Below are 16,387 nucleotides of genomic sequence, written 5' to 3'. Positions count from 1 at the left end.
GGCCCCCCCCGGGGGGGGGGGCCGGCGGCGCGGGCGCGCGCGGCCGCCCGCCGGCCGCTTCGCGCACCAGCGCGGCCAGGTCGGCGGCGACGAAACCCGGTGTGCGGCCGGCGATTTCGTCGAGATCGAGGTCGCCGGTGGGTACCGGCTTGAGCAGCGTCTCCAGCAGTGCCCTGCGGGCGGCCTCGCGCGCCAGCGTCGACGGCCAGCCGCCCAGGCTGGAGCAGGCCGACCTCGTCGGTGCGCTCAGCGTCATCCGGCCGCTGTCCCGTTCGGCCAGCGAGGAACTGACCGTCGGGAACGTCACGCTCGACGACGTGGGTGACATGGCCGAGGCCAAACAGGCGCTGACCGAAGCGGTGCTGTGGCCATTGCAGCATCCCGACACCTTCGCCCGGTTGGGCGTCGACCCGCCGCGCGGGGTGCTGCTGTACGGCCCGCCGGGCTGCGGCAAGACCTTCGTGGTCCGCGCGCTGGCCAGCACCGGACAGCTGAGCGTGCACGCGGTCAAAGGCTCCGAGCTGATGGACAAGTGGGTGGGCGCGTCGGAAAAGGCCGTGCGCGAGCTGTTCCGGCGGGCCCGCGATTCCGCGCCATCGCTGGTGTTCCTCGACGAGATCGACGCGCTGGCCCCGCGGCGCGGCCAGAGCTTCGACTCCGGCGTGACCGACAAGGTGGTGGCCGCGCTGCTGACCGAACTCGACGGCATCGACCCGCTGCGTGACGTCGTGGTGCTGGGCGCCACCAACCGGCCCGATCTGATCGACCCCGCGCTGCTGCGCCCGGGCCGGCTGGAACGGCTTGTCTTCGTCGAACCGCCCGACGCCGCCGCCCGCCGCGAAATCCTGCGCACCGCAGGCAAATCCATCCCGCTGAGCGCCGACGTCAACCTCGACGACGTAGCAGCGGAACTCGACGGCTACAGCGCGGCCGACTGCGTGGCGCTGCTGCGAGAAGCCGCGCTGAGCGCGATGCGCCGGTCCATCGACGCCGCGGACGTGACGGCGGCCGACCTCGCGGCGGCCCGCAAAACCGTGCGCCCCTCGCTGGACCCGGTCCAGGTGGACGCGCTACGCGCGTTCGCCAAAGCTCTCTAGCATCGCCCGCGCCGCCGCCGCCACGTCGGCCTCGAGCCAGCGCGGCATCGGATCGTCATGCGCGTGGCGCCGCACCACGGCGTACGGCAGGTCGGCAACCGCCCGGGCGACCGCGTCGATGCACCGCGCGCTGCCGCTGCCGAACAGCTCGCGCGCCAGGCCGCGAACCCGCTGGATCAGCGGCGCGTTCATCGCGGCCAGTGTCTCGGAGAACGCCACGTCGGGCTCGCCGTCGAGCAGATCACCCGGTCGCATCGTCAACAACAGCCGAGCGTCCTCGGGAAGTTCGCGCGCGAAGCTGATCGCCGCCACGGCCATCGTGACGGCGGTGTCAATCGGTGTCTCCCCGTCGGCCGCCATCGCTCGCGCCTGGAAACGTTCCAGCGCGCGCAGCCACGCCGCCGTCAGGATGCCGTCGCGGTTGCCAAACCGGTGATACAGCGTGCCGGCCGGCGCACCGCTGGATTTCGCGATCGCCGCCACGCTCGCCGCGCGCGGTCCGCCGTCGAGCACCAGCGCCCGCGCTGCGTCGAGGATCACATCGGTCTCATGCTTCCGCGGTGGGGCCATGATCTAGTACGATCCTTCTATATGGAACGATTACCCTATATTGATGAGCATGCCATAACGATTGACGCGAATCGCGACGACACGTGGTCGGCGCTGCTGCGCGTGATGTGCCGCGACCCGGGCGACCCGTCCACCGTGCCGCCCGGTTTCGTGCTGGACGAGGCGCGGCCACCCGAGCGGTTCGCGCTGAAGGGGCGCCACCCGTTCGCCGTATACCGGTGGGTGTTCGAGCTGGACGACGCCGGGCGGCAGACCCGGCTGCGGGCGGCGACGTGGGCGGACTTTCCGGGAATTCACGGCAAGGCCTATCGCGCGCTGGTGATCGGGACCGGCGGGCACCGCGTCGCGGTGCGATGGACGCTGCGACGCATCGCCGCGGCCGTACTGGCGGCGCGGGCAGAAACCAGCAAGACCGCGGCCGACTACACGGACGTCTTCGAGGTCCCCATCCTGCACGGCGACTCGCGCACCGCCGAACAGATGTTTCGTGACGCGCTGAGGGACCAACCCGGCGGAGGCGTTGTGCTATGGATCCACCGCCACGTGTTGAGATTTAGGCTAGGTCCGCCCTCCTCACCGAATCACGTAATCGGTTGGCAGATCATGCATTCGGACCCCGATGCCCTCGTACTGACGACAAACGGGTCGCTGATGCGCGGCGAACTCACGCTGCGACGCGAGGACGGTCGACGTGCCACGCTCACCACTCACGTGCACTATCACCGCAAAGTCGCCGCCCGAACGGTCTGGGCCGTGGTGGGCCCTCTGCATCGGGTCATCGCACCACGGCTGACGCAGCGCGCCGCCCGTCTGGTGGCCGCCCCTTGAATCTGGGCCTGACCTGGGGTGTGCGGCCAACGGAACGAACCGTGCCGCTGCCCTGCGACGCATTGCGCCCGCGCGCCGGCGTCCAGGCCGACCGCGCGATCAGCATCGCCGCGCCGCCGTCGATCGTGTTCTGCTGGCTGTGCCAGTTGCGCGTAGCACCCTATAGCTATGACATCCTGGACAACCTCGGCCGGCGCAGTCCTCGAGCGCGCGACCCCGAACTGGTTCATCTCGAAGTGGGACAGCGATTCATGACCTTGTTCGCCTTGCAGTCGTTCACCGACGGTGAGCAGATCACCTTGCGGTCCAAGGGCGTCGCGGTCACCTACGCGGTCCGGCCGGAAGGGGCCGGCTCGCGGCTGCACGCGCGCGTATGGTTCGCGGGGCCCCGGCTGCCCGCTCGTGCGCTGGCGCTCGGCGATCTGGTGATGATGCGCAAGCAGCTGCTCACGCTGAAGTCCTTGGCCGAGCGGGAAGCCGGATCGCAATGACCGAACGCCCGACGGCCCTTCAGGTCGTCGAGGGAATCGACCTGTCCGGCAAGGCATGTGTGATCACGGGCGCGTCGTCCGGGCTGGGCCGTGAGTCGGCACGGGCACTGGCCGCCGCGGGCGCGCACGTGGTCCTGGCGGCGCGCGACCATGGCGCGCTGGCCCAGACGTCCGAATGGATACGGGCGGAAGTGCCCGGCGCGCGGACGTCGACGGTTCACCTGGACCTCACCGCGCTTTCCAGCGTGCGCGCGGCGGCCACGGCGATCGGCGACCTCGCGCCGGTGATCCACGTGTTGATGAACAACGCCGGCGTCATGTTCACCCCGTTCGAGCGGACGCGGGACGGCTTCGAAATGCAGATCGGGACAAATCATTTCGGGCATTTCGAACTAACCCAGCTCCTCGTCCCGCGGCTGGCGGCCGCCGGGAAAGCCCGCATCGTCATCCTGTCGTCGCGTGGTCACCTCCTGGGCGATGTCGACCTGAACGATCCCAATTGGGACGGCCGTGACTACGACAAGTTCGCCGCGTACGGCGCGTCCAAGACGGCGAACATCCTGCACGCCGTGGAGGCCGACCGGCGCCTGCGCGAGATGGGAATCCGGGCGTATGCCGTCCATCCCGGCACCGTCGCCACGTCGCTGGCGCGCCATATGTCCCGGTCGGATTTCTCCCAGCTACGCGAACACGCGTCGGGACGCCTGGAGGTCACCACGCCCGAGCACGGTGCGGCCACCCAGGTTTGGGCGGCGGTGAGCCCCGAGCTGGCGGACCGGGGTGGATCGTATCTCGAAGATTGCGGTGTCAGCGACGCGGTCGCGCCCTATGCCCGCGACACCCAGCGCGCGGCGCAGTTGTGGACGCTCTCCGAGAAGTTGTGTGCGGCGCGGTGAGCCCTCACGGCTCCGGTAAAGCCGTCCACTCGTCGGAAAGCCGCGCGCTGAACCGGGGTGGCCGTCGATCCAGGAACGCGGCGACGCCTTCGCGCGCGTCCGCGGTGCCCATCACCCGGTGGTGCAGCTGCGTTTCCAGCGACGCGACCTCATGCGGGCTGTAGTTGTTGATCGCGCTGTCCCACAGCAGCCGCTTGGCGAGCGCCGCGGACATCGGAGCGACATTGACCGCGATGTCGCGCGCTATTTCCATCGCGTGGGCGAGCACCCGCTCGGCGGGCAACGCCGCATTGGCGACGCCGAGCGCGACGGCCTCCGCTCCGGTGAAGGTCCGGCCGGTCAGCAGTATCTCCGCGGCCGCGCCCAGCGTGGTCAGATGCGCCAACGTCCAGTGCGACATGCAGTCCGGTATCACGCCCCGGCGCACTTGCACCACACCGTATTTGGCGTCGACCGCGACGATGCGGATGTCGGCCTGCAGCGCGATGGTGAGCCCGATGCCGATGGCGTGGCCGTTGAGCGCGGCGATCACGGGCTTGCGCAATTCGAAGGCGGCCGGGTCGATCGGCGATGCCGAGAACGTCTCGCCCGGGGCGTCGAACGGCGAGATGTTGCCCGAGAAGTCCGCGCCGGCGCAGAACGCGCCGCCGGCTCCGGTGACGACGATGGCGCGGACGTGGTCGTCAGCGTCGCAGTCCCGATACGCCTGACTCAACAGCGCACCCATCTCTGCGGTGTAGGCGTTGAGATGGTCGGGACGATTCAGCGTGAGCACCGCCACGCCGTCGTTGATCTCAACTGTCACATCGGTATTCATTCGGATAATTGGAACTCCACCATCTCGGCGACGGTGTCCACGGCCTCGCGCAGCGCGGCGAGCCGCTCGGCCGCCGACGGCGCGGTCAGCACGGCGTACCGGTCTGCGGTCCCGATCGGAATGCGGGCCGCCAACCCAAACATCAGCGAGCCGGGGTCGTCGGCGTCGGCTTCGTCGTAGCCCAGCAGCACGTCGCGGCCGGGCAGCTGCGCGCCGCGCGCTTCGGCGATCCGCTCGAACAGCGCGATTACCCGGTCTTCGATGTCGTGCAGTTGCGCGTGGGTCACGGGTTCCCCCGGCTCGTCGGGCCACAGCGTGACGGTCGCCCGTGGGTAGGGGTCGTCGGTCAGCCACTCGCGCACCCGAATTCGCTCGCCGGTACGGCAGCGCAGCGCGTATCGGTCGAGGCCGTGATCGACGCATTCGGTGATCCGGGTCAACACGCCGACATCACAGCGCGTCTCGCCGCCGCCGACCTCGCGCCCGCGCGAGATGAGCACGACCCCGAAGGGATCATCGGCCTCGACGCAGTGGCGCACCAGCGCGACATAGCGGGGTTCGAAAATCCGCAGCGGCAGATCCTGGTTGGGCAGCACCGCCGATTCGAGCGGAAACATCGCCATCTCAACGGTTTCGAGATCCGCCATGGCTCAGCTGTCCAGCTCGCTTACGAGCGCGTCAACAACGGCGCGCAGATCACCGTCATGGTCTTCGGCGACCCGGCGCTGCCGCTGATACGAAGCGCCGACTCGCGGGATGTCGGCCACCGCCGCCAATTCGTCGGCGCAGTGCAGCGACTTCGCGACGGGCTCGAGCCGGTTCAGCACGTCGAGGAGATCCTCGGTGACCAGGCGCTCGTTGCTGTCGGCGTCCTGGATGATGATCGCGTCCAGGCCGTAGCGGGCGGCTCGCCACTTGTTCTCCTGCACATGCCAGGGCGGCATTGTCGGCAACGACTCGTCGGCGTCCAGCCGGCGGTCCAGGTCCACAATCAGGCAGTGCGTCAGCGCCACCAGCGCGGCCAGCTCGCGCAGGTTGGACACGCCGTCGCAGACGCGCACCTCGATGGTGCCCAGATGCGGCGAAGGCCTGATGTCCCAACGGACTTCGTCGATATGGTCGATGATGCCGGTCTTCTTCTGGTCGTAGACGAAGCCCTCGAACTCCGCCCAGGTCTGGAACTGAAACGGCAGCCCGGCCGTCGGTAACTGCTGAAACATCATCGCGCGATTGCTGGCGTATCCGGTGTCCTCGCCACCCCACCACGGTGACGAGGCGGACAACGCGAGCAGGTGCGGGTAGTACTTCAGCAGCGACGACATGATCGGCATCACCTTGTGCGCCGAGGAGATTCCGACATGCACATGCACACCCCAGATCAGCATCTGACGGCCCCACCACTGGGTGCGCTTGATCAGCTCGGCATAGCGCGGCGCATCGGTGAGCTTCTGGGTGGACCATCGCGCGAACGGGTGGGTGCCCGCGCAGAACAGCTCCATGCCGCGGTCGCGGACGATCCGGCGGGCCGGCCCCAGTGTTTCGCGCAGGTCCTCGATCGCCTGTCCGGTGCAGTCGCAGATACCGCTGACGACCTCGACGGTGTTGCGCAGCAATTCCTTGTGCACGCGCGGGTTTTCGCCGATCTCGGCGATGACGGCGGTGGCCTCGTTGCTCAGGTCGCGGGTCTGCGCGTCGACGAGCGCGAACTCCCACTCCACGCCGATGGTCGGCCGCGGTGAGCGCTTGAAATCGATGCGAGCGCGGGTCTTGTTAGCCGGCACCGATGACACCGCAGGCCACCCGCTTGCCGGCGTCGCCGGTGCTCATCGTCGTCGCGTCGGGCCCCGGCGTGCCGTTGGTCTGGTTGTAGCGATCGCGCGGGATGTTGCCGAAGTTGTCGGCGCCGGCGTGAATGATGATCGCGGTCTTCTCGCCGTTCAACAGGTCTTCCATCGTGAACGCGTCGGTGGTCGTCATCAGCGTCCCCGAACCGTCCTTGCGAACCTGCAGCGACGTCAGGTCACCGCTGGCGGGTTCGGCCGCGTGCCCCGGCACCTGGAAGTGCCCGCCGGCGGACAGGAAGTCGCCGGGCGCGCCGCCGGTGGGTGCGACCGAATTGGGCTCGCACTTGCCGACCTTGTGGATGTGCACGCCGTGGAAGCCGGGCGTGAGCTGACCCGGGCCGGTCGTCGCGATCGTGATGGTGGCATAGCCGTTGGCGAACTCGAGCGTCGCGGTGGCGACCTGGGCGCCGTCCGGAGCCTTCAGATGGGTGATCATGCGCTGCGATGCGGACGCCGCGCCGGCGCCCGCGGGCGCTCCCTCCTCGCCCGAGCCTCCCGACGGCGCGGGCGATCCGGTCCAGATCGCCGGCGGGGTACCCGGGATCGACGACGCGTGTTGGGGCGACGAGCACGCACCTACCAACGCGATCGCGAACGTGGCGGCGGCAGCGACATTGCGGTGCTTAGGCATAGCGGAAGCCTAGCCCGCCGACCTCCGAATTTGCAGCGATGCGAACGTCAGCCCGTCACCAACACGATGACGCCGGGAGGCTGGTTGGTGAGCGCGGGGATGCGCGGTTGGACGGGTGCGCTCAGATTCTTGCCCACGGCATCGGCGGTGGCGTGCTCGTCGTCGGCGTCGGTGTAGTACACCGTGGTGGCCCCGACGTCGGGGATCGACAGGTTCCCCACCTCGGTGACCTTGAAGCCGGCACCGGTGAGCTGGTCCTTGGTGTGCGCGGCGACGCCCTCTTTGGACGAGACGTTGTACACGCGCACCTCGGCCTGGTTCGCCGGGGCCTTACCGGTCGTCGAGGCCGTCGTCGAGGTGGTGCTGGTCACGCTGGACACCTGCGACGCCGAGTCGTCCTCGGAGGTTCCCGAGCTACCCAGGGCCTGCCAGCCCAACAGCAGGAAAATGACGCCCAGGAACAGCAGCACCATCACCATGGCCCGCAGGGGAAGCCCCGTCGAGTCGGGGACGCGCTCTTTCATCGCAGCCCACTGTAGCTAGAACCGGGCCGGAACCTGCAAAGGCGCGTCAGGTGTCAGGTGACCTCGAAGCCCAGGCGCCGCGCCGCACGGGCCTTCTGGCGGCTGGCGCGCAGCCGTCGCAACCGCTTCACGAGCATCGGGTCGGCGGCCAGCGCCTCGGGCCGGTCCACCAGCGCGTTGAGCACCTGGTAGTAGCGCGTCGCCGACATCGAGAACAGCTCTTTGATCGCTTCTTCCTTGACTCCCGCAAATTTCCACCATTGGCGTTCGAATGCGAGGATGTCGTGTTCGCGGCGCGTCAGCCCATCGGCGATTTCAGAGTCGTCCCCCGATCGATTTGCCCGCGCCATGGCGCTGTCCATATCGCTTCCCCTGGACCCTTCTCGGCGATTCTCAAACTGTGCGAATGACTTGACTTACATAGGGGCATGTTTCGGCGAATATTGAACCACGCCGCGAACCCTCAAGCCGTAATCCAGACCCGCGAGTCGGCGGATTCGCCAAGATTGCCCGACTGTCCCCCAAGCCGTTGTCCACCCCGCCTAAGCTAGCCGACCATGGCAGTCGTACCCATTCGCATCGTGGGAGATCCGGTCTTGCACGCCCCGACGACACCGGTGGCGGTGGCCGCCGATGGTTCGCTACCGGCGGATCTGGCCGCATTGATCTCCGACATGTACGACACCATGGACGCCGCCCACGGGGTCGGGCTGGCCGCCAACCAGATCGGCTACGGACTGCGGCTGTTCGTCTACGACTGCGCCGAGGACCGCGGACTAACGGACCGCCGCCGCGGTGTGGTCGTCAATCCCGTCCTGGAGACCTCCGAAATCCCCGAGACCATGCCCGATCCGGGGGACGACGACGAGGGGTGCTTGTCGGTTCCCGGCGAGTCGTTCCCCACCGGCCGTGCGAAGTGGGCGCGGGTCACGGGACTCGACGCCGACGGCAGCCCCGTCGCCATCGAGGGCACCGGCCTGTTCGCGCGCATGCTGCAGCACGAGACCGGACACCTGGATGGCTTTCTCTATCTGGACCGGCTCATCGGCCGGCACGCCCGCGCCGCGAAGCGCGCGGTGAAGTCGCACGGCTGGGGCGTCCCGGGTTTGTCGTGGTTACCCGGCGAGGGGCCGGACCCGTTCGGCCACTGATGATCTCGTGGCCCGAGCCGGGAACGCGGGTGACGGTCCGGTACCGACGCCCCGCCGGTTCGGTCCCGCCGCTGACAGATGCGGTGGGGCACCTGCTGGCGGTCGATCCGGTGGTGCGAGTGCGCACGAAAACCGGCGCCGTCGTCGAGTGCTCGCCCGCCGACGTGGTGGCGCTGCGGGTGCTGACCGACGCGCCGGTGCGCGCGTCGGCCATCAGGGCACTCGAACACGCGGCCGCCGCGGCCTGCCCCGGGGACGAACACACGTGGCTGGACGGCTGGCTCCTGCGCGCCGGAGACGATACCGTCCTTTGCGTCAATTCCGCTGTGCCCCTGGATATTTCCGCCAGCACCGCGACCATCCCCGCGATCGTCGACTGGTACGACCGGCGTGCCCTGACAGCGTGGCTGGCCTTCCCCGACCGGTTGCTGCGGCCGCCACCCGGCCTCGCGGCCGAACACACCGAGCGCGTCTCGGTGCGCGACCTGTCGAGCCTCACGCCAGCGTCACAGCCGGACCCGACCGTGACGCCAGAGCAGCGGGAGCGCTGGCGCGCCGCGGTGACCGACGCGCCCGACGGCACCCGGTGGGTGGGGCTTTCGGCCGTGCGCGACGCGGATGACGCGGCCGCGCTGCTGGCCTGGGGTGCACGCATGGGCGCAACCCGCGCGTACGTGGAAGTCGGCGACGACGACACTGACAAGATCGCGCTTGCGGAATCCCTCGGCTTTCGGCTGCACCACCGCCGCCGCTACGTGGCCGCCCGAAGAATCGATACGGTCTAGCCATGCCCGACGGCGTGATCGATGGCGGCGACCCGCCGCGGCTGCGGCTGGCCACCTGGAACGTGAATTCGATCCGCACCCGCCTGGACCGCGTCGTCGACTGGCTTGCTCGCGCCGACGTCGACGTGCTGGCCATGCAGGAGACCAAATGCGCCGATGGCCAATTCCCGGCCCTGCCGTTCTTCGAACTCGGCTACGAGGTCGCACACGTCGGCTTCAACCAATGGAACGGCGTCGCCATCGCCTCCCGCGTCGGTCTGGACGATATGCAGATCGGCTTCGACGGGCAGCCCAGCTGGAGTAGCAAGCCCGAGGTGGCCGCCGCGGCGGAAGCCCGCGCCCTGAGTGCCACCTGCGGTGGTGTTCGGGTGTGGAGCCTGTACGTGCCAAACGGGCGGGCCCTGGGCGATCCGCACTACACCTACAAGCTGGATTGGCTTGCCGCCCTGCGTGATACGGCCGCCGGGTGGCTGCACGACGATCCGACAGCGCAGATCGCGCTGGTCGGGGACTGGAACATCGCCCCGACGGACGACGACGTCTGGAGCACCGAATTCTATGCCGGCGCCACGCACGTCTCCGAGCCGGAGCGGCGTGCGTTCAACGCGATCGTCGACGCTCAATTCACCGACGTGGTAAGGCCTTTCACGCCCGGCCCCGGGGTCTATACCTACTGGGACTACACCCAGTTGCGGTTTCCGAAGAACCGGGGCATGCGCATCGACTTCATCCTCGCGTCGCCGGCGCTGGCCGCCCGCGTGATCGATGCGCAGATCGTCCGTGAGGAACGCAAAGGCAAGGCGCCGAGCGATCACGCGCCCGTGCTGATCGATATCAAACGCTGAGCCGAATGCGTATGGCCGTTCGCTCCCGTTGAAATAGTCCAGAGCCGGCGTACGCTTGCGATATCTAAAGCCAGGGAGTCGCTATGGGTGTCGTTGGCGGAACGGTCCGCAGCATGGGCAAAACGGTGAATCGTGCGGCAGCGGCCACCACGGCGACCGCCGGAGCGTTGGGCGGCGCCGCGGTGAACGGAATCGTCGGCGGCGTAACCGGCGCCGCGGAAGGCATTAGGCGCGGAATCAACTCCGGCAGTCATTCGACGCCTGCGGCCGCGCTCGCCATCGGTGCGCTCGGTGTCGCCGGCCTGGTCGAGTGGCCGGTGCTGCTGGCGGTCGGTGGCGGCGCGCTGTTGCTGCAGCGGCTGAACCGCAAACCGGATACGCAGCCAACGGCCGCGAAAGCAAACCTCAAGCCGGTTCCGACGGAGCGGCCGCCGCAAAAGGCTCAGAAAGCCGCCGCCAAGCGGCCGGCCAAGAAGACGACGGGCCGCCGGGCGGGCACCACTCAATTGCGCAGCACCAACTGAATGTGTGAGTACCGGGCTCAGCCGACTGCCCGGCTGTGCCCCCCTCGGCCCGCCGGCGCGGGCTCAGGTGCGCGGCACGACATCCGATCGGTCTCCACAATCTCCACGACGCCCACACGCCAGAGCAGGGCATATAGCTGCCGCACGGGCACGGTCAGCACAGAAGCTACCGTCGAAGTCATCGGATCGGCCAGGACGTCGGTCGTCGACATATCTCCGACGTTGACCACCCGACCCGGCTCAACGGCAAATGCTTAGTTACGGAAAGGCAAATGATGGCCGAAAAGAAGGCTCGCAGGGGGACCTCGCAGAGCGAGGCGGTGCAGAAAATCCGCGAAGGCGAGACGTTCGCCGTAAATCTTCCGGTTTTTGGTCAGCTGGAGATTCCGCGGCCCGAGCAGATGGCCTATTACGGGGGTCTGGCGGCGCTGGCCGCGTTCGAACTCATCGACTGGCCGGTGGCCATGGTCATCGCCGCCGGACACCTCTTGGCGAGCAACCACCACAACAAGGTCCTCGAGGAGCTCGGCGAGGCGATGGAAGAGGCCTAGCCGGGCCCGTCAGCGGCTGGATTCGACCGGAACGCGTTCGTGCACGGTCAGCAGCACGTGGTCGAACTGGCTTTGCACGGTCGGCGACGGCGGCGGCAGGCTGACGACTTCGCTGACGAGTTGTTTGGCCAGCACGCGTAGCTTGACGTTGGTCTCCTGCGACCGCCATTGCAGCACCCGAAAGGCCTGATCCGCGCTGACCCGGTAGACGGCTATCAGGACGCCCTTGGCCTGCTCGATGGCCGCGCGGTTCTCGAACAAGTCCGGCAGCGCCTCGTCGAGCACCTCCTGCCGGGTTTCCGAGCGCGCCTCGTCGAACGTATCGGTGAGGTCGATGTAGTAGCCCGCGGTGCCCACGACCGCACCCGATTCGTCCAGGATGCGGTCGGCCACGACGATCGCGTCATGCTCACCGCCGGCGGTGTCGATGAAGCGATGACGGCTGGAGAATGATTCTCCCGACTGCACCGCGTAATCGAGCAGATCACGGACGTGTTCGCGGTCATCGGGATGCTTGTGCGACAGCAGCAACTCCGTCGTCGGCACGACAGACCCGGGCTCGTAGCCGTGCATCCGCGCGACCTCGTCGGACCATTCCCAGCGCTCGCCCGCGAACCAGAAGCGGAAGCTGCCAACGCTCAAGTGTCCCGAGGCGGCGCCCTCGGCATCGCCGGTCGTAGGCGTGGGCTGTGGCACGTCTCCATCATTCCACCGGGTGGATTCGACGGCGAGAGTCGGCAGGCACGGCGTTGGGGGTAACGTCGCGTGCGGACGATCAAACAACTAGGGCGCGGGAGCGCACGCCGAGTGCGCTGAGAGGACGGCTGGGGCCGTCGACCGTACGAACCTGACCGGGTAATGCCGGCGTAGGGAGATGACGAATGACCGCAACTGTCGAACCGTCCGTGACCACGGGACCCATCGCGGGCAGTAGCAAGGCCTATCGCGAAATTGCGGCGCCCGGCACCGGCGCGGGTCTCAAGGTTCCGTTCCGGCGGGTGCACCTGTCCACCGGCGACCACTTCGACCTCTACGACACCTCCGGTCCGTATACGGATCCGGACGCGATGATCGACTTGGCGGCCGGGCTGCCGGCGCGGCCCGGCGTGGTCCGCGACCGCGGGACCCAGCTGCAGCGCGCCCGCGCCGGGGAGATCACCGCCGAGATGGCGTACATCGCCGCGCGCGAGGACGTGTCGGTCGAGCTGGTGCGCGACGAGGTCGCCCGCGGCCGCGCGGTGATCCCGGCCAACCACAATCACCCCGAGAGCGAGCCGATGATCATCGGCAAGGCATTCGCGGTCAAGGTCAACGCGAACATCGGCAACTCGGCGGTGACGTCGTCGATCGCCGAGGAGGTCGACAAGATGGTGTGGGCCACCCGCTGGGGCGCGGACACCATCATGGACCTGTCCACCGGCAAGAACATTCACGAAACCCGCGAATGGATCCTGCGCAATTCGCCGGTGCCGGTGGGCACGGTGCCGATCTATCAGGCACTGGAGAAGGTCAAGGGCGATCCGACGGAGCTGACCTGGGAGATCTACCGCGACACCGTGATCGAGCAGTGCGAGCAGGGCGTGGACTACATGACCGTGCACGCCGGCGTGCTGCTGCGGTATGTGCCCCTGACCGCCAAGCGCGTCACCGGCATCGTGTCCCGCGGCGGGTCGATCATGGCGGCCTGGTGCCTGGCGCATCACCGAGAGTCGTTCCTGTACACGCATTTCGAGGAACTGGCCGACATCTTCGCGCGCTACGACGTCACCTTCTCGCTGGGTGACGGGCTGCGTCCCGGCTCGATCGCCGACGCCAACGACGCCGCGCAGTTCGCCGAGCTGCGCACCCTGGGCGAGCTGACCAAGATCGCGAAAGCCCATGGCGCACAGGTGATGATCGAGGGTCCCGGACACATCCCGATGCACAAGATCGTCGAGAACGTGCGGCTCGAGGAAGAGCTGTGCGAGGAGGCGCCGTTCTACACGCTGGGTCCGCTGGCCACCGACATCGCGCCGGCCTACGACCACATCACGTCGGCGATCGGCGCGGCCATCATCGCGCAGGCCGGTACCGCGATGCTGTGCTACGTGACCCCCAAGGAGCACCTGGGATTGCCCGACCGCAAGGACGTCAAGGACGGGGTGATCGCGTACAAGATCGCCGCGCACTCGGCGGACTTGGCCAAGGGCCACCCGCGCGCGCAGGAGCGCGACGACGCCCTGTCGACGGCCCGCTTCGAGTTCCGCTGGAACGATCAGTTCGCGTTGTCGTTGGACCCCGACACCGCGCGGGAGTTCCACGACGAGACGCTGCCCGCCGAACCGGCGAAGACGGCGCACTTCTGCTCGATGTGCGGACCGAAGTTCTGCTCGATGCGCATCACGCAGGATGTCCGCGACTACGCGGCCGCACACGGGCTCGACAGCGAGGAAGCCATCGAGGCCGCAATGGCCGAGAAGTCGGTCGAGTTCGCCGAGCACGGCAATCGGGTGTATCTACCTATAACGTGACGTACCTGCCGCTGCCCGGGCCGGGCGAGACGCCGCTGCGGGTGCTGGCCATCGCCGGGTCCGACTCCGGCGGCGGCGCCGGTATGCAGGCCGATGTGCGCACCTGCACGCTGCTCGGGGTTCATGCGCTGTGCGCGGTGAGCGCGGTGACGGTGCAGAATTCGGTGGGCGTCAGAGGTTTTCACAAGGTCCCCGGCGACGTCATCACGGCCCAGATCGAGGTGGTCTGTCACGACATCGGTTTGCAGGCGGCCAAGACCGGCATGCTGGCGTCGGGCGAAATCATCGAAGCGGTCGCCGCGGCCTGGCGGGACCACGGCGGCGACGCCCCGCTGGTGGTCGACCCGGTGTGTGCGTCGATGCACGGCGACCCACTGTTGGACACGAGCGCACTGGATTCGGTTCGTACCGAACTGTTTCCGCTGGCTCGCTTGGTGACGCCGAACCTGCACGAGGTGCGGTTGCTGGTCGGCATCGACGTCGTCGACTCGCGGTCGCAGCGAGAGGCCGCACGCGCACTGCACGACTTGGGACCCAAGTGGGCGTTGGTCAAGGGCGGGCACCTGCAGGGTTCGGCGAGCAGCACGGATCTTTTGTTCGACGGCACCGACTTTCACGAGTTCGACTCGCCGCGGGTGGACACCATTCACGACCACGGCGCCGGGGACACCTTGGCCGCGGCGACGGCGTGTGCGCTGGCGCACGGGTTCACGGTGCCGGACGCGGTGTCGTTCGCGAAGGGGTGGGTGACCGAATGCCTGCGCGCCTCCTATCCGCTGGGCCACGGACACGGGCCGGTCTCGCCGCTCTTCCGGTTGTCATGAACCTCGACCAGATCGCGGGCGTCGCGCACCGACCCGCAGGCCCGGCCGCCGGGGTGGTCGTGCTGACCCACGGCGCCGGAGGTAGCCGGGAATCCACACTGCTGCAACAGGTTTGCGACGAATGGGCGCGTCGTGGCTGGCTCGCGGTGCGGTACAACCTGCCCTACCGCCGCCGCCGGCCCAAGGGCCCGCCGTCCGGCTCGGCGGCGGGTGACCGCGCCGGAATCGTGGAGGCGATCACCGTGTGCCGCGGCCTCGCCGACGGGCCGCTGATCGCCGGCGGACATTCCTACGGTGGCCGGCAGACGTCGATGGTCGTGGCCGCCAACGAAGCACCGGTGGACGTGCTGACGCTGTTCTCCTACCCCGTGCACCCGCCCGGCGAGCCGGAGCGGCCCCGCACCGAGCACCTGCCCGACATCACGGTGCCGACGGTGTTCACCCACGGCACCTCGGACCCCTTCGGCACCCCCGACGAGGTTCGTGCGGCGGCGGCTTTGGTCACCGCACCGATCGAGGTCGTCGAAATCGCCGGCGCCCGACACGATTTGCGTTCGACGAAGCTCGATGTGCCCGCGCTCGCGGTGGACGCGGCGCTGCGCCTGCTGCGCTGATCACAGCGTGGTGACGTAGCCGCCGTCGATGCGATAGTCGGATCCGGTGATGTTCCCGGCGCGGTCGCTGGCAAGGAACAAGACGAGGTCGGCGACTTGCTCGGGGGTGGTGAAAAGGCCCGTCGGAGTATTCTCGATGATCGCCGCCCGGACTTCCCCGGGCGTGCGGCCGTCGGCGGCGGCGTACTGAGCGGCCAACCTACCCTCGTCGGTCCAAATCTCCGTCAGCACCGCCCCGGGGCTAACCAAATTGACTCGGATGTCCTTCGGCGCCAACTCTTTTGACAACGCTTTCGAAAAACTGGCGAGGGCGGCTTTGGCGGCGCAATAGTCATAGCTTTCGGGATTGGCAAGGTAGGCGTTGATCGAGCCGATGATGACGATAGAGCCGCGGCCGCGCCTTTCGATCTGGGGTAGCGCGGCGCGGACGGATCGCACGGCGGCCATCACGTTGAGATCCCACGTCGCTTGCCATTGATCGTCGGTGATGCCGGCCAGCCCGCCCGCACGGACCTTCGAACCGCCGACGTTGTTGACCAGAATGTCGATCCCGCCGCGCTCGGCCGCCACGGCGACCAGCTCTTCGGCTGCGCCGGCCTGGGAGAGGTCGACGGGCACGAACGACGCCTGCCCCGTCTCTTCGAGCGCCGGCAGTCCCTTGCCGGGCGTCCGTGACCCGGCCACCACATGAACCCCCGCATCCACGAGGGCTTTGGTGATCGCGAAACCGATGCCTTTGCTGGCGCCGGTGACTACTGCGGTCTTCCCCGATAGACGCAAATCCATATCAGTCCTTCCCGCGTCTGCGGCGCGCACGACGCTAGAGGCTACGCCGCACTGGGCGCGGACTTCGTCAAGCGCGATCCTGGCGCGCCACCGGTTAGA

At 68.3% G+C, this 16,387-nt stretch carries 22 protein-coding genes, 1 pseudogene and 1 riboswitch; of the genes and pseudogenes, 12 read left to right on the top strand and 11 right to left on the bottom strand.

All coding sequences use genetic code 11. From position 1 onward, the window contains the following. Positions 1-256: hypothetical protein (locus A5745_RS24925; RefSeq protein ID WP_371336835.1), on the bottom strand; the 256-nt coding region annotated here is incomplete at its 3' end. On the opposite strand from A5745_RS24925, the pseudogene A5745_RS03960 reads away from it, so the two are divergent. Continuing rightward, positions 165-1,097 (top strand): annotated as a pseudogene (locus A5745_RS03960) (26S protease regulatory subunit); the annotation flags it as partial. The gene A5745_RS24925 and the pseudogene A5745_RS03960 overlap by 92 nt on opposite strands. Here A5745_RS03960 and A5745_RS03955 read toward each other — a convergent pair. Beyond that, complete coding sequence (locus A5745_RS03955) at positions 1,071-1,667, bottom strand: TetR/AcrR family transcriptional regulator (protein WP_076062634.1); 597 nt, start codon at positions 1,665-1,667, stop codon at positions 1,071-1,073. The pseudogene A5745_RS03960 and the gene A5745_RS03955 sit on opposite strands and share 27 nt — an antisense overlap. Before the next feature lie 21 nt (positions 1,668-1,688). Here A5745_RS03955 and A5745_RS03950 point away from each other — a divergent pair, with 21 nt between their 5' ends. The 3 genes from A5745_RS03950 to A5745_RS03940 are packed head-to-tail and all read left to right on the top strand — an operon-like array spanning position 1,689 to position 3,882. Next, complete coding sequence (locus tag A5745_RS03950) at positions 1,689-2,495, top strand: DUF2867 domain-containing protein (protein ID WP_076115166.1); 807 nt, start codon at positions 1,689-1,691, stop codon at positions 2,493-2,495. A 41-nt stretch (positions 2,496-2,536) separates the two neighbouring features. Continuing rightward, positions 2,537-2,986, top strand: a complete 450-nt coding sequence (locus tag A5745_RS03945; RefSeq protein WP_240563063.1) for a hypothetical protein — start codon at positions 2,537-2,539, stop codon at positions 2,984-2,986. Further along, positions 2,983-3,882, top strand: a complete 900-nt coding sequence (locus A5745_RS03940; RefSeq protein WP_076115165.1) for an SDR family NAD(P)-dependent oxidoreductase — start codon at positions 2,983-2,985, stop codon at positions 3,880-3,882. Before A5745_RS03945 ends, A5745_RS03940 begins: the two co-directional genes overlap by 4 nt. Positions 3,883-3,886: 4 nt before the next feature. Here A5745_RS03940 and A5745_RS03935 read toward each other — a convergent pair whose 3' ends face one another. The 6 genes from A5745_RS03935 to A5745_RS03910 are packed head-to-tail and all read right to left on the bottom strand — an operon-like array spanning position 3,887 to position 8,060. Further along, the gene (locus A5745_RS03935; protein ID WP_076115164.1) at positions 3,887-4,699 is read right to left on the bottom strand and encodes an enoyl-CoA hydratase-related protein; all 813 of its coding nucleotides are present in this window, start codon (positions 4,697-4,699) and stop codon (positions 3,887-3,889) included. Next, positions 4,696-5,346 (bottom strand): LON peptidase substrate-binding domain-containing protein, encoded by a 651-nt coding sequence (locus A5745_RS03930; RefSeq protein ID WP_076115163.1) that lies wholly within the window; start codon positions 5,344-5,346, stop codon positions 4,696-4,698. The genes A5745_RS03935 and A5745_RS03930 overlap by 4 nt, the downstream gene beginning before the upstream one ends. A 3-nt stretch (positions 5,347-5,349) precedes the next feature. Continuing rightward, positions 5,350-6,489: a glutamate--cysteine ligase gene (locus A5745_RS03925; protein ID WP_371336834.1), complete on the bottom strand. Its 1,140-nt coding sequence runs from the start codon at positions 6,487-6,489 to the stop codon at positions 5,350-5,352. Continuing rightward, on the bottom strand, positions 6,470-7,174 hold the full coding sequence (locus A5745_RS03920; RefSeq protein WP_076062646.1) for a superoxide dismutase family protein: 705 nt from the start codon (positions 7,172-7,174) through the stop codon (positions 6,470-6,472). The genes A5745_RS03925 and A5745_RS03920 overlap by 20 nt, the downstream gene beginning before the upstream one ends. 47 nt (positions 7,175-7,221) lie before the next feature. Next, positions 7,222-7,698, bottom strand: a complete 477-nt coding sequence (locus A5745_RS03915; RefSeq protein WP_076115162.1) for a LytR C-terminal domain-containing protein — start codon at positions 7,696-7,698, stop codon at positions 7,222-7,224. A 53-nt stretch (positions 7,699-7,751) separates the two neighbouring features. After that, positions 7,752-8,060 carry a DUF3263 domain-containing protein gene (locus A5745_RS03910; RefSeq protein WP_046185798.1) on the bottom strand — a complete coding sequence of 103 codons (309 nt, stop codon included), beginning with the start codon at positions 8,058-8,060 and terminating at the stop codon, positions 7,752-7,754. Positions 8,061-8,255: 195 nt separating this feature from the next. Here A5745_RS03910 and A5745_RS03905 point away from each other — a divergent pair, with 195 nt between their 5' ends. The 4 genes from A5745_RS03905 to A5745_RS03890 all read left to right on the top strand — a co-directional run bounded on the left by A5745_RS03905 (position 8,256) and on the right by A5745_RS03890 (position 11,003). Further along, entirely contained in the window at positions 8,256-8,849 is a 594-nt protein-coding gene (locus A5745_RS03905) for a peptide deformylase (protein WP_076115161.1), read from the top strand. Next, on the top strand, positions 8,849-9,634 hold the full coding sequence (locus A5745_RS03900) for a GNAT family N-acetyltransferase (RefSeq protein ID WP_076115160.1): 786 nt from the start codon (positions 8,849-8,851) through the stop codon (positions 9,632-9,634). The genes A5745_RS03905 and A5745_RS03900 overlap by 1 nt, the downstream gene beginning before the upstream one ends. Before the next feature lie 41 nt (positions 9,635-9,675). Further along, positions 9,676-10,479: an exodeoxyribonuclease III gene (locus tag A5745_RS03895; RefSeq protein ID WP_175879757.1), complete on the top strand. Its 804-nt coding sequence runs from the start codon at positions 9,676-9,678 to the stop codon at positions 10,477-10,479. Positions 10,480-10,562: 83 nt separating this feature from the next. After that, complete coding sequence (locus tag A5745_RS03890) at positions 10,563-11,003, top strand: hypothetical protein (protein ID WP_076115158.1); 441 nt, start codon at positions 10,563-10,565, stop codon at positions 11,001-11,003. Positions 11,004-11,020: 17 nt separating this feature from the next. Here the strand turns inward: A5745_RS03890 and A5745_RS24920 are convergent, their stop codons facing one another. Beyond that, positions 11,021-11,185 carry an Rv1535 domain-containing protein gene (locus A5745_RS24920; RefSeq protein WP_254848491.1) on the bottom strand — a complete coding sequence of 55 codons (165 nt, stop codon included), beginning with the start codon at positions 11,183-11,185 and terminating at the stop codon, positions 11,021-11,023. Positions 11,186-11,278: 93 nt separating this feature from the next. Here A5745_RS24920 and A5745_RS03880 point away from each other — a divergent pair, with 93 nt between their 5' ends. Continuing rightward, complete coding sequence (locus tag A5745_RS03880) at positions 11,279-11,554, top strand: hypothetical protein (protein ID WP_139329437.1); 276 nt, start codon at positions 11,279-11,281, stop codon at positions 11,552-11,554. Between the two features lie 9 nt (positions 11,555-11,563). Here the strand turns inward: A5745_RS03880 and A5745_RS03875 are convergent, their stop codons facing one another. Next, positions 11,564-12,250, bottom strand: coding sequence for a PAS and ANTAR domain-containing protein (locus A5745_RS03875; RefSeq protein WP_076062658.1), 687 nt, complete (start codon positions 12,248-12,250; stop codon positions 11,564-11,566). Between the two features lie 84 nt (positions 12,251-12,334). After that, positions 12,335-12,444: riboswitch (TPP riboswitch) on the top strand. On the opposite strand from A5745_RS03875, the gene thiC reads away from it, so the two are divergent. The 3 genes from thiC (at position 12,436) to A5745_RS03860 (ending at position 15,502) form a co-directional block, all read left to right on the top strand. Further along, on the top strand, positions 12,436-14,064 hold the full coding sequence (gene thiC, locus A5745_RS03870) for a phosphomethylpyrimidine synthase ThiC (protein ID WP_076062659.1): 1,629 nt from the start codon (positions 12,436-12,438) through the stop codon (positions 14,062-14,064). It overlaps the preceding riboswitch by 9 nt. After that, on the top strand, positions 14,061-14,888 hold the full coding sequence (gene thiD, locus A5745_RS03865) for a bifunctional hydroxymethylpyrimidine kinase/phosphomethylpyrimidine kinase (protein WP_076062661.1): 828 nt from the start codon (positions 14,061-14,063) through the stop codon (positions 14,886-14,888). Before thiC ends, thiD begins: the two co-directional genes overlap by 4 nt. Beyond that, entirely contained in the window at positions 14,885-15,502 is a 618-nt protein-coding gene (locus A5745_RS03860) for an alpha/beta family hydrolase (protein ID WP_076115156.1), read from the top strand. The genes thiD and A5745_RS03860 overlap by 4 nt, the downstream gene beginning before the upstream one ends. Here the strand turns inward: A5745_RS03860 and A5745_RS03855 are convergent, their stop codons facing one another. Next, on the bottom strand, positions 15,503-16,288 hold the full coding sequence (locus A5745_RS03855) for an oxidoreductase (protein WP_076062665.1): 786 nt from the start codon (positions 16,286-16,288) through the stop codon (positions 15,503-15,505). Positions 16,289-16,387: the final 99 nt, after the last annotated feature.

Source organism: Mycobacterium sp. IS-2888 (assembly GCF_001954215.1).
Lineage (GTDB): Bacteria > Actinomycetota > Actinomycetes > Mycobacteriales > Mycobacteriaceae > Mycobacterium.
This window is presented reverse-complemented; position numbering and strand designations above follow the sequence as displayed.

Bases quoted from the DNA above. Each gene is read 5' to 3' on its own strand.
- A5745_RS03955 (WP_076062634.1), bottom strand. From the start codon at position 1,667: ATGGCCCCACCGCGGAAGCATGAGACCGATGTGATCCTCGACGCAGCG.
- A5745_RS03950 (WP_076115166.1), top strand. From the start codon at position 1,689: ATGGAACGATTACCCTATATTGATGAGCATGCCATAACGATTGACGCG.
- A5745_RS03940 (WP_076115165.1), top strand. From the start codon at position 2,983: ATGACCGAACGCCCGACGGCCCTTCAGGTCGTCGAGGGAATCGACCTG.
- A5745_RS03935 (WP_076115164.1), bottom strand. From the start codon at position 4,699: ATGAATACCGATGTGACAGTTGAGATCAACGACGGCGTGGCGGTGCTC.
- A5745_RS03930 (WP_076115163.1), bottom strand. From the start codon at position 5,346: ATGGCGGATCTCGAAACCGTTGAGATGGCGATGTTTCCGCTCGAATCG.
- A5745_RS03920 (WP_076062646.1), bottom strand. From the start codon at position 7,174: ATGCCTAAGCACCGCAATGTCGCTGCCGCCGCCACGTTCGCGATCGCG.
- A5745_RS03915 (WP_076115162.1), bottom strand. From the start codon at position 7,698: ATGAAAGAGCGCGTCCCCGACTCGACGGGGCTTCCCCTGCGGGCCATG.
- A5745_RS03910 (WP_046185798.1), bottom strand. From the start codon at position 8,060: ATGGACAGCGCCATGGCGCGGGCAAATCGATCGGGGGACGACTCTGAA.
- A5745_RS03905 (WP_076115161.1), top strand. From the start codon at position 8,256: ATGGCAGTCGTACCCATTCGCATCGTGGGAGATCCGGTCTTGCACGCC.
- A5745_RS03900 (WP_076115160.1), top strand. From the start codon at position 8,849: ATGATCTCGTGGCCCGAGCCGGGAACGCGGGTGACGGTCCGGTACCGA.
- A5745_RS03890 (WP_076115158.1), top strand. From the start codon at position 10,563: ATGGGTGTCGTTGGCGGAACGGTCCGCAGCATGGGCAAAACGGTGAAT.
- A5745_RS24920 (WP_254848491.1), bottom strand. From the start codon at position 11,185: ATGACTTCGACGGTAGCTTCTGTGCTGACCGTGCCCGTGCGGCAGCTA.
- A5745_RS03880 (WP_139329437.1), top strand. From the start codon at position 11,279: ATGGCCGAAAAGAAGGCTCGCAGGGGGACCTCGCAGAGCGAGGCGGTG.
- thiC (WP_076062659.1), top strand. From the start codon at position 12,436: ATGACCGCAACTGTCGAACCGTCCGTGACCACGGGACCCATCGCGGGC.
- A5745_RS03860 (WP_076115156.1), top strand. From the start codon at position 14,885: ATGAACCTCGACCAGATCGCGGGCGTCGCGCACCGACCCGCAGGCCCG.
- A5745_RS03855 (WP_076062665.1), bottom strand. From the start codon at position 16,288: ATGGATTTGCGTCTATCGGGGAAGACCGCAGTAGTCACCGGCGCCAGC.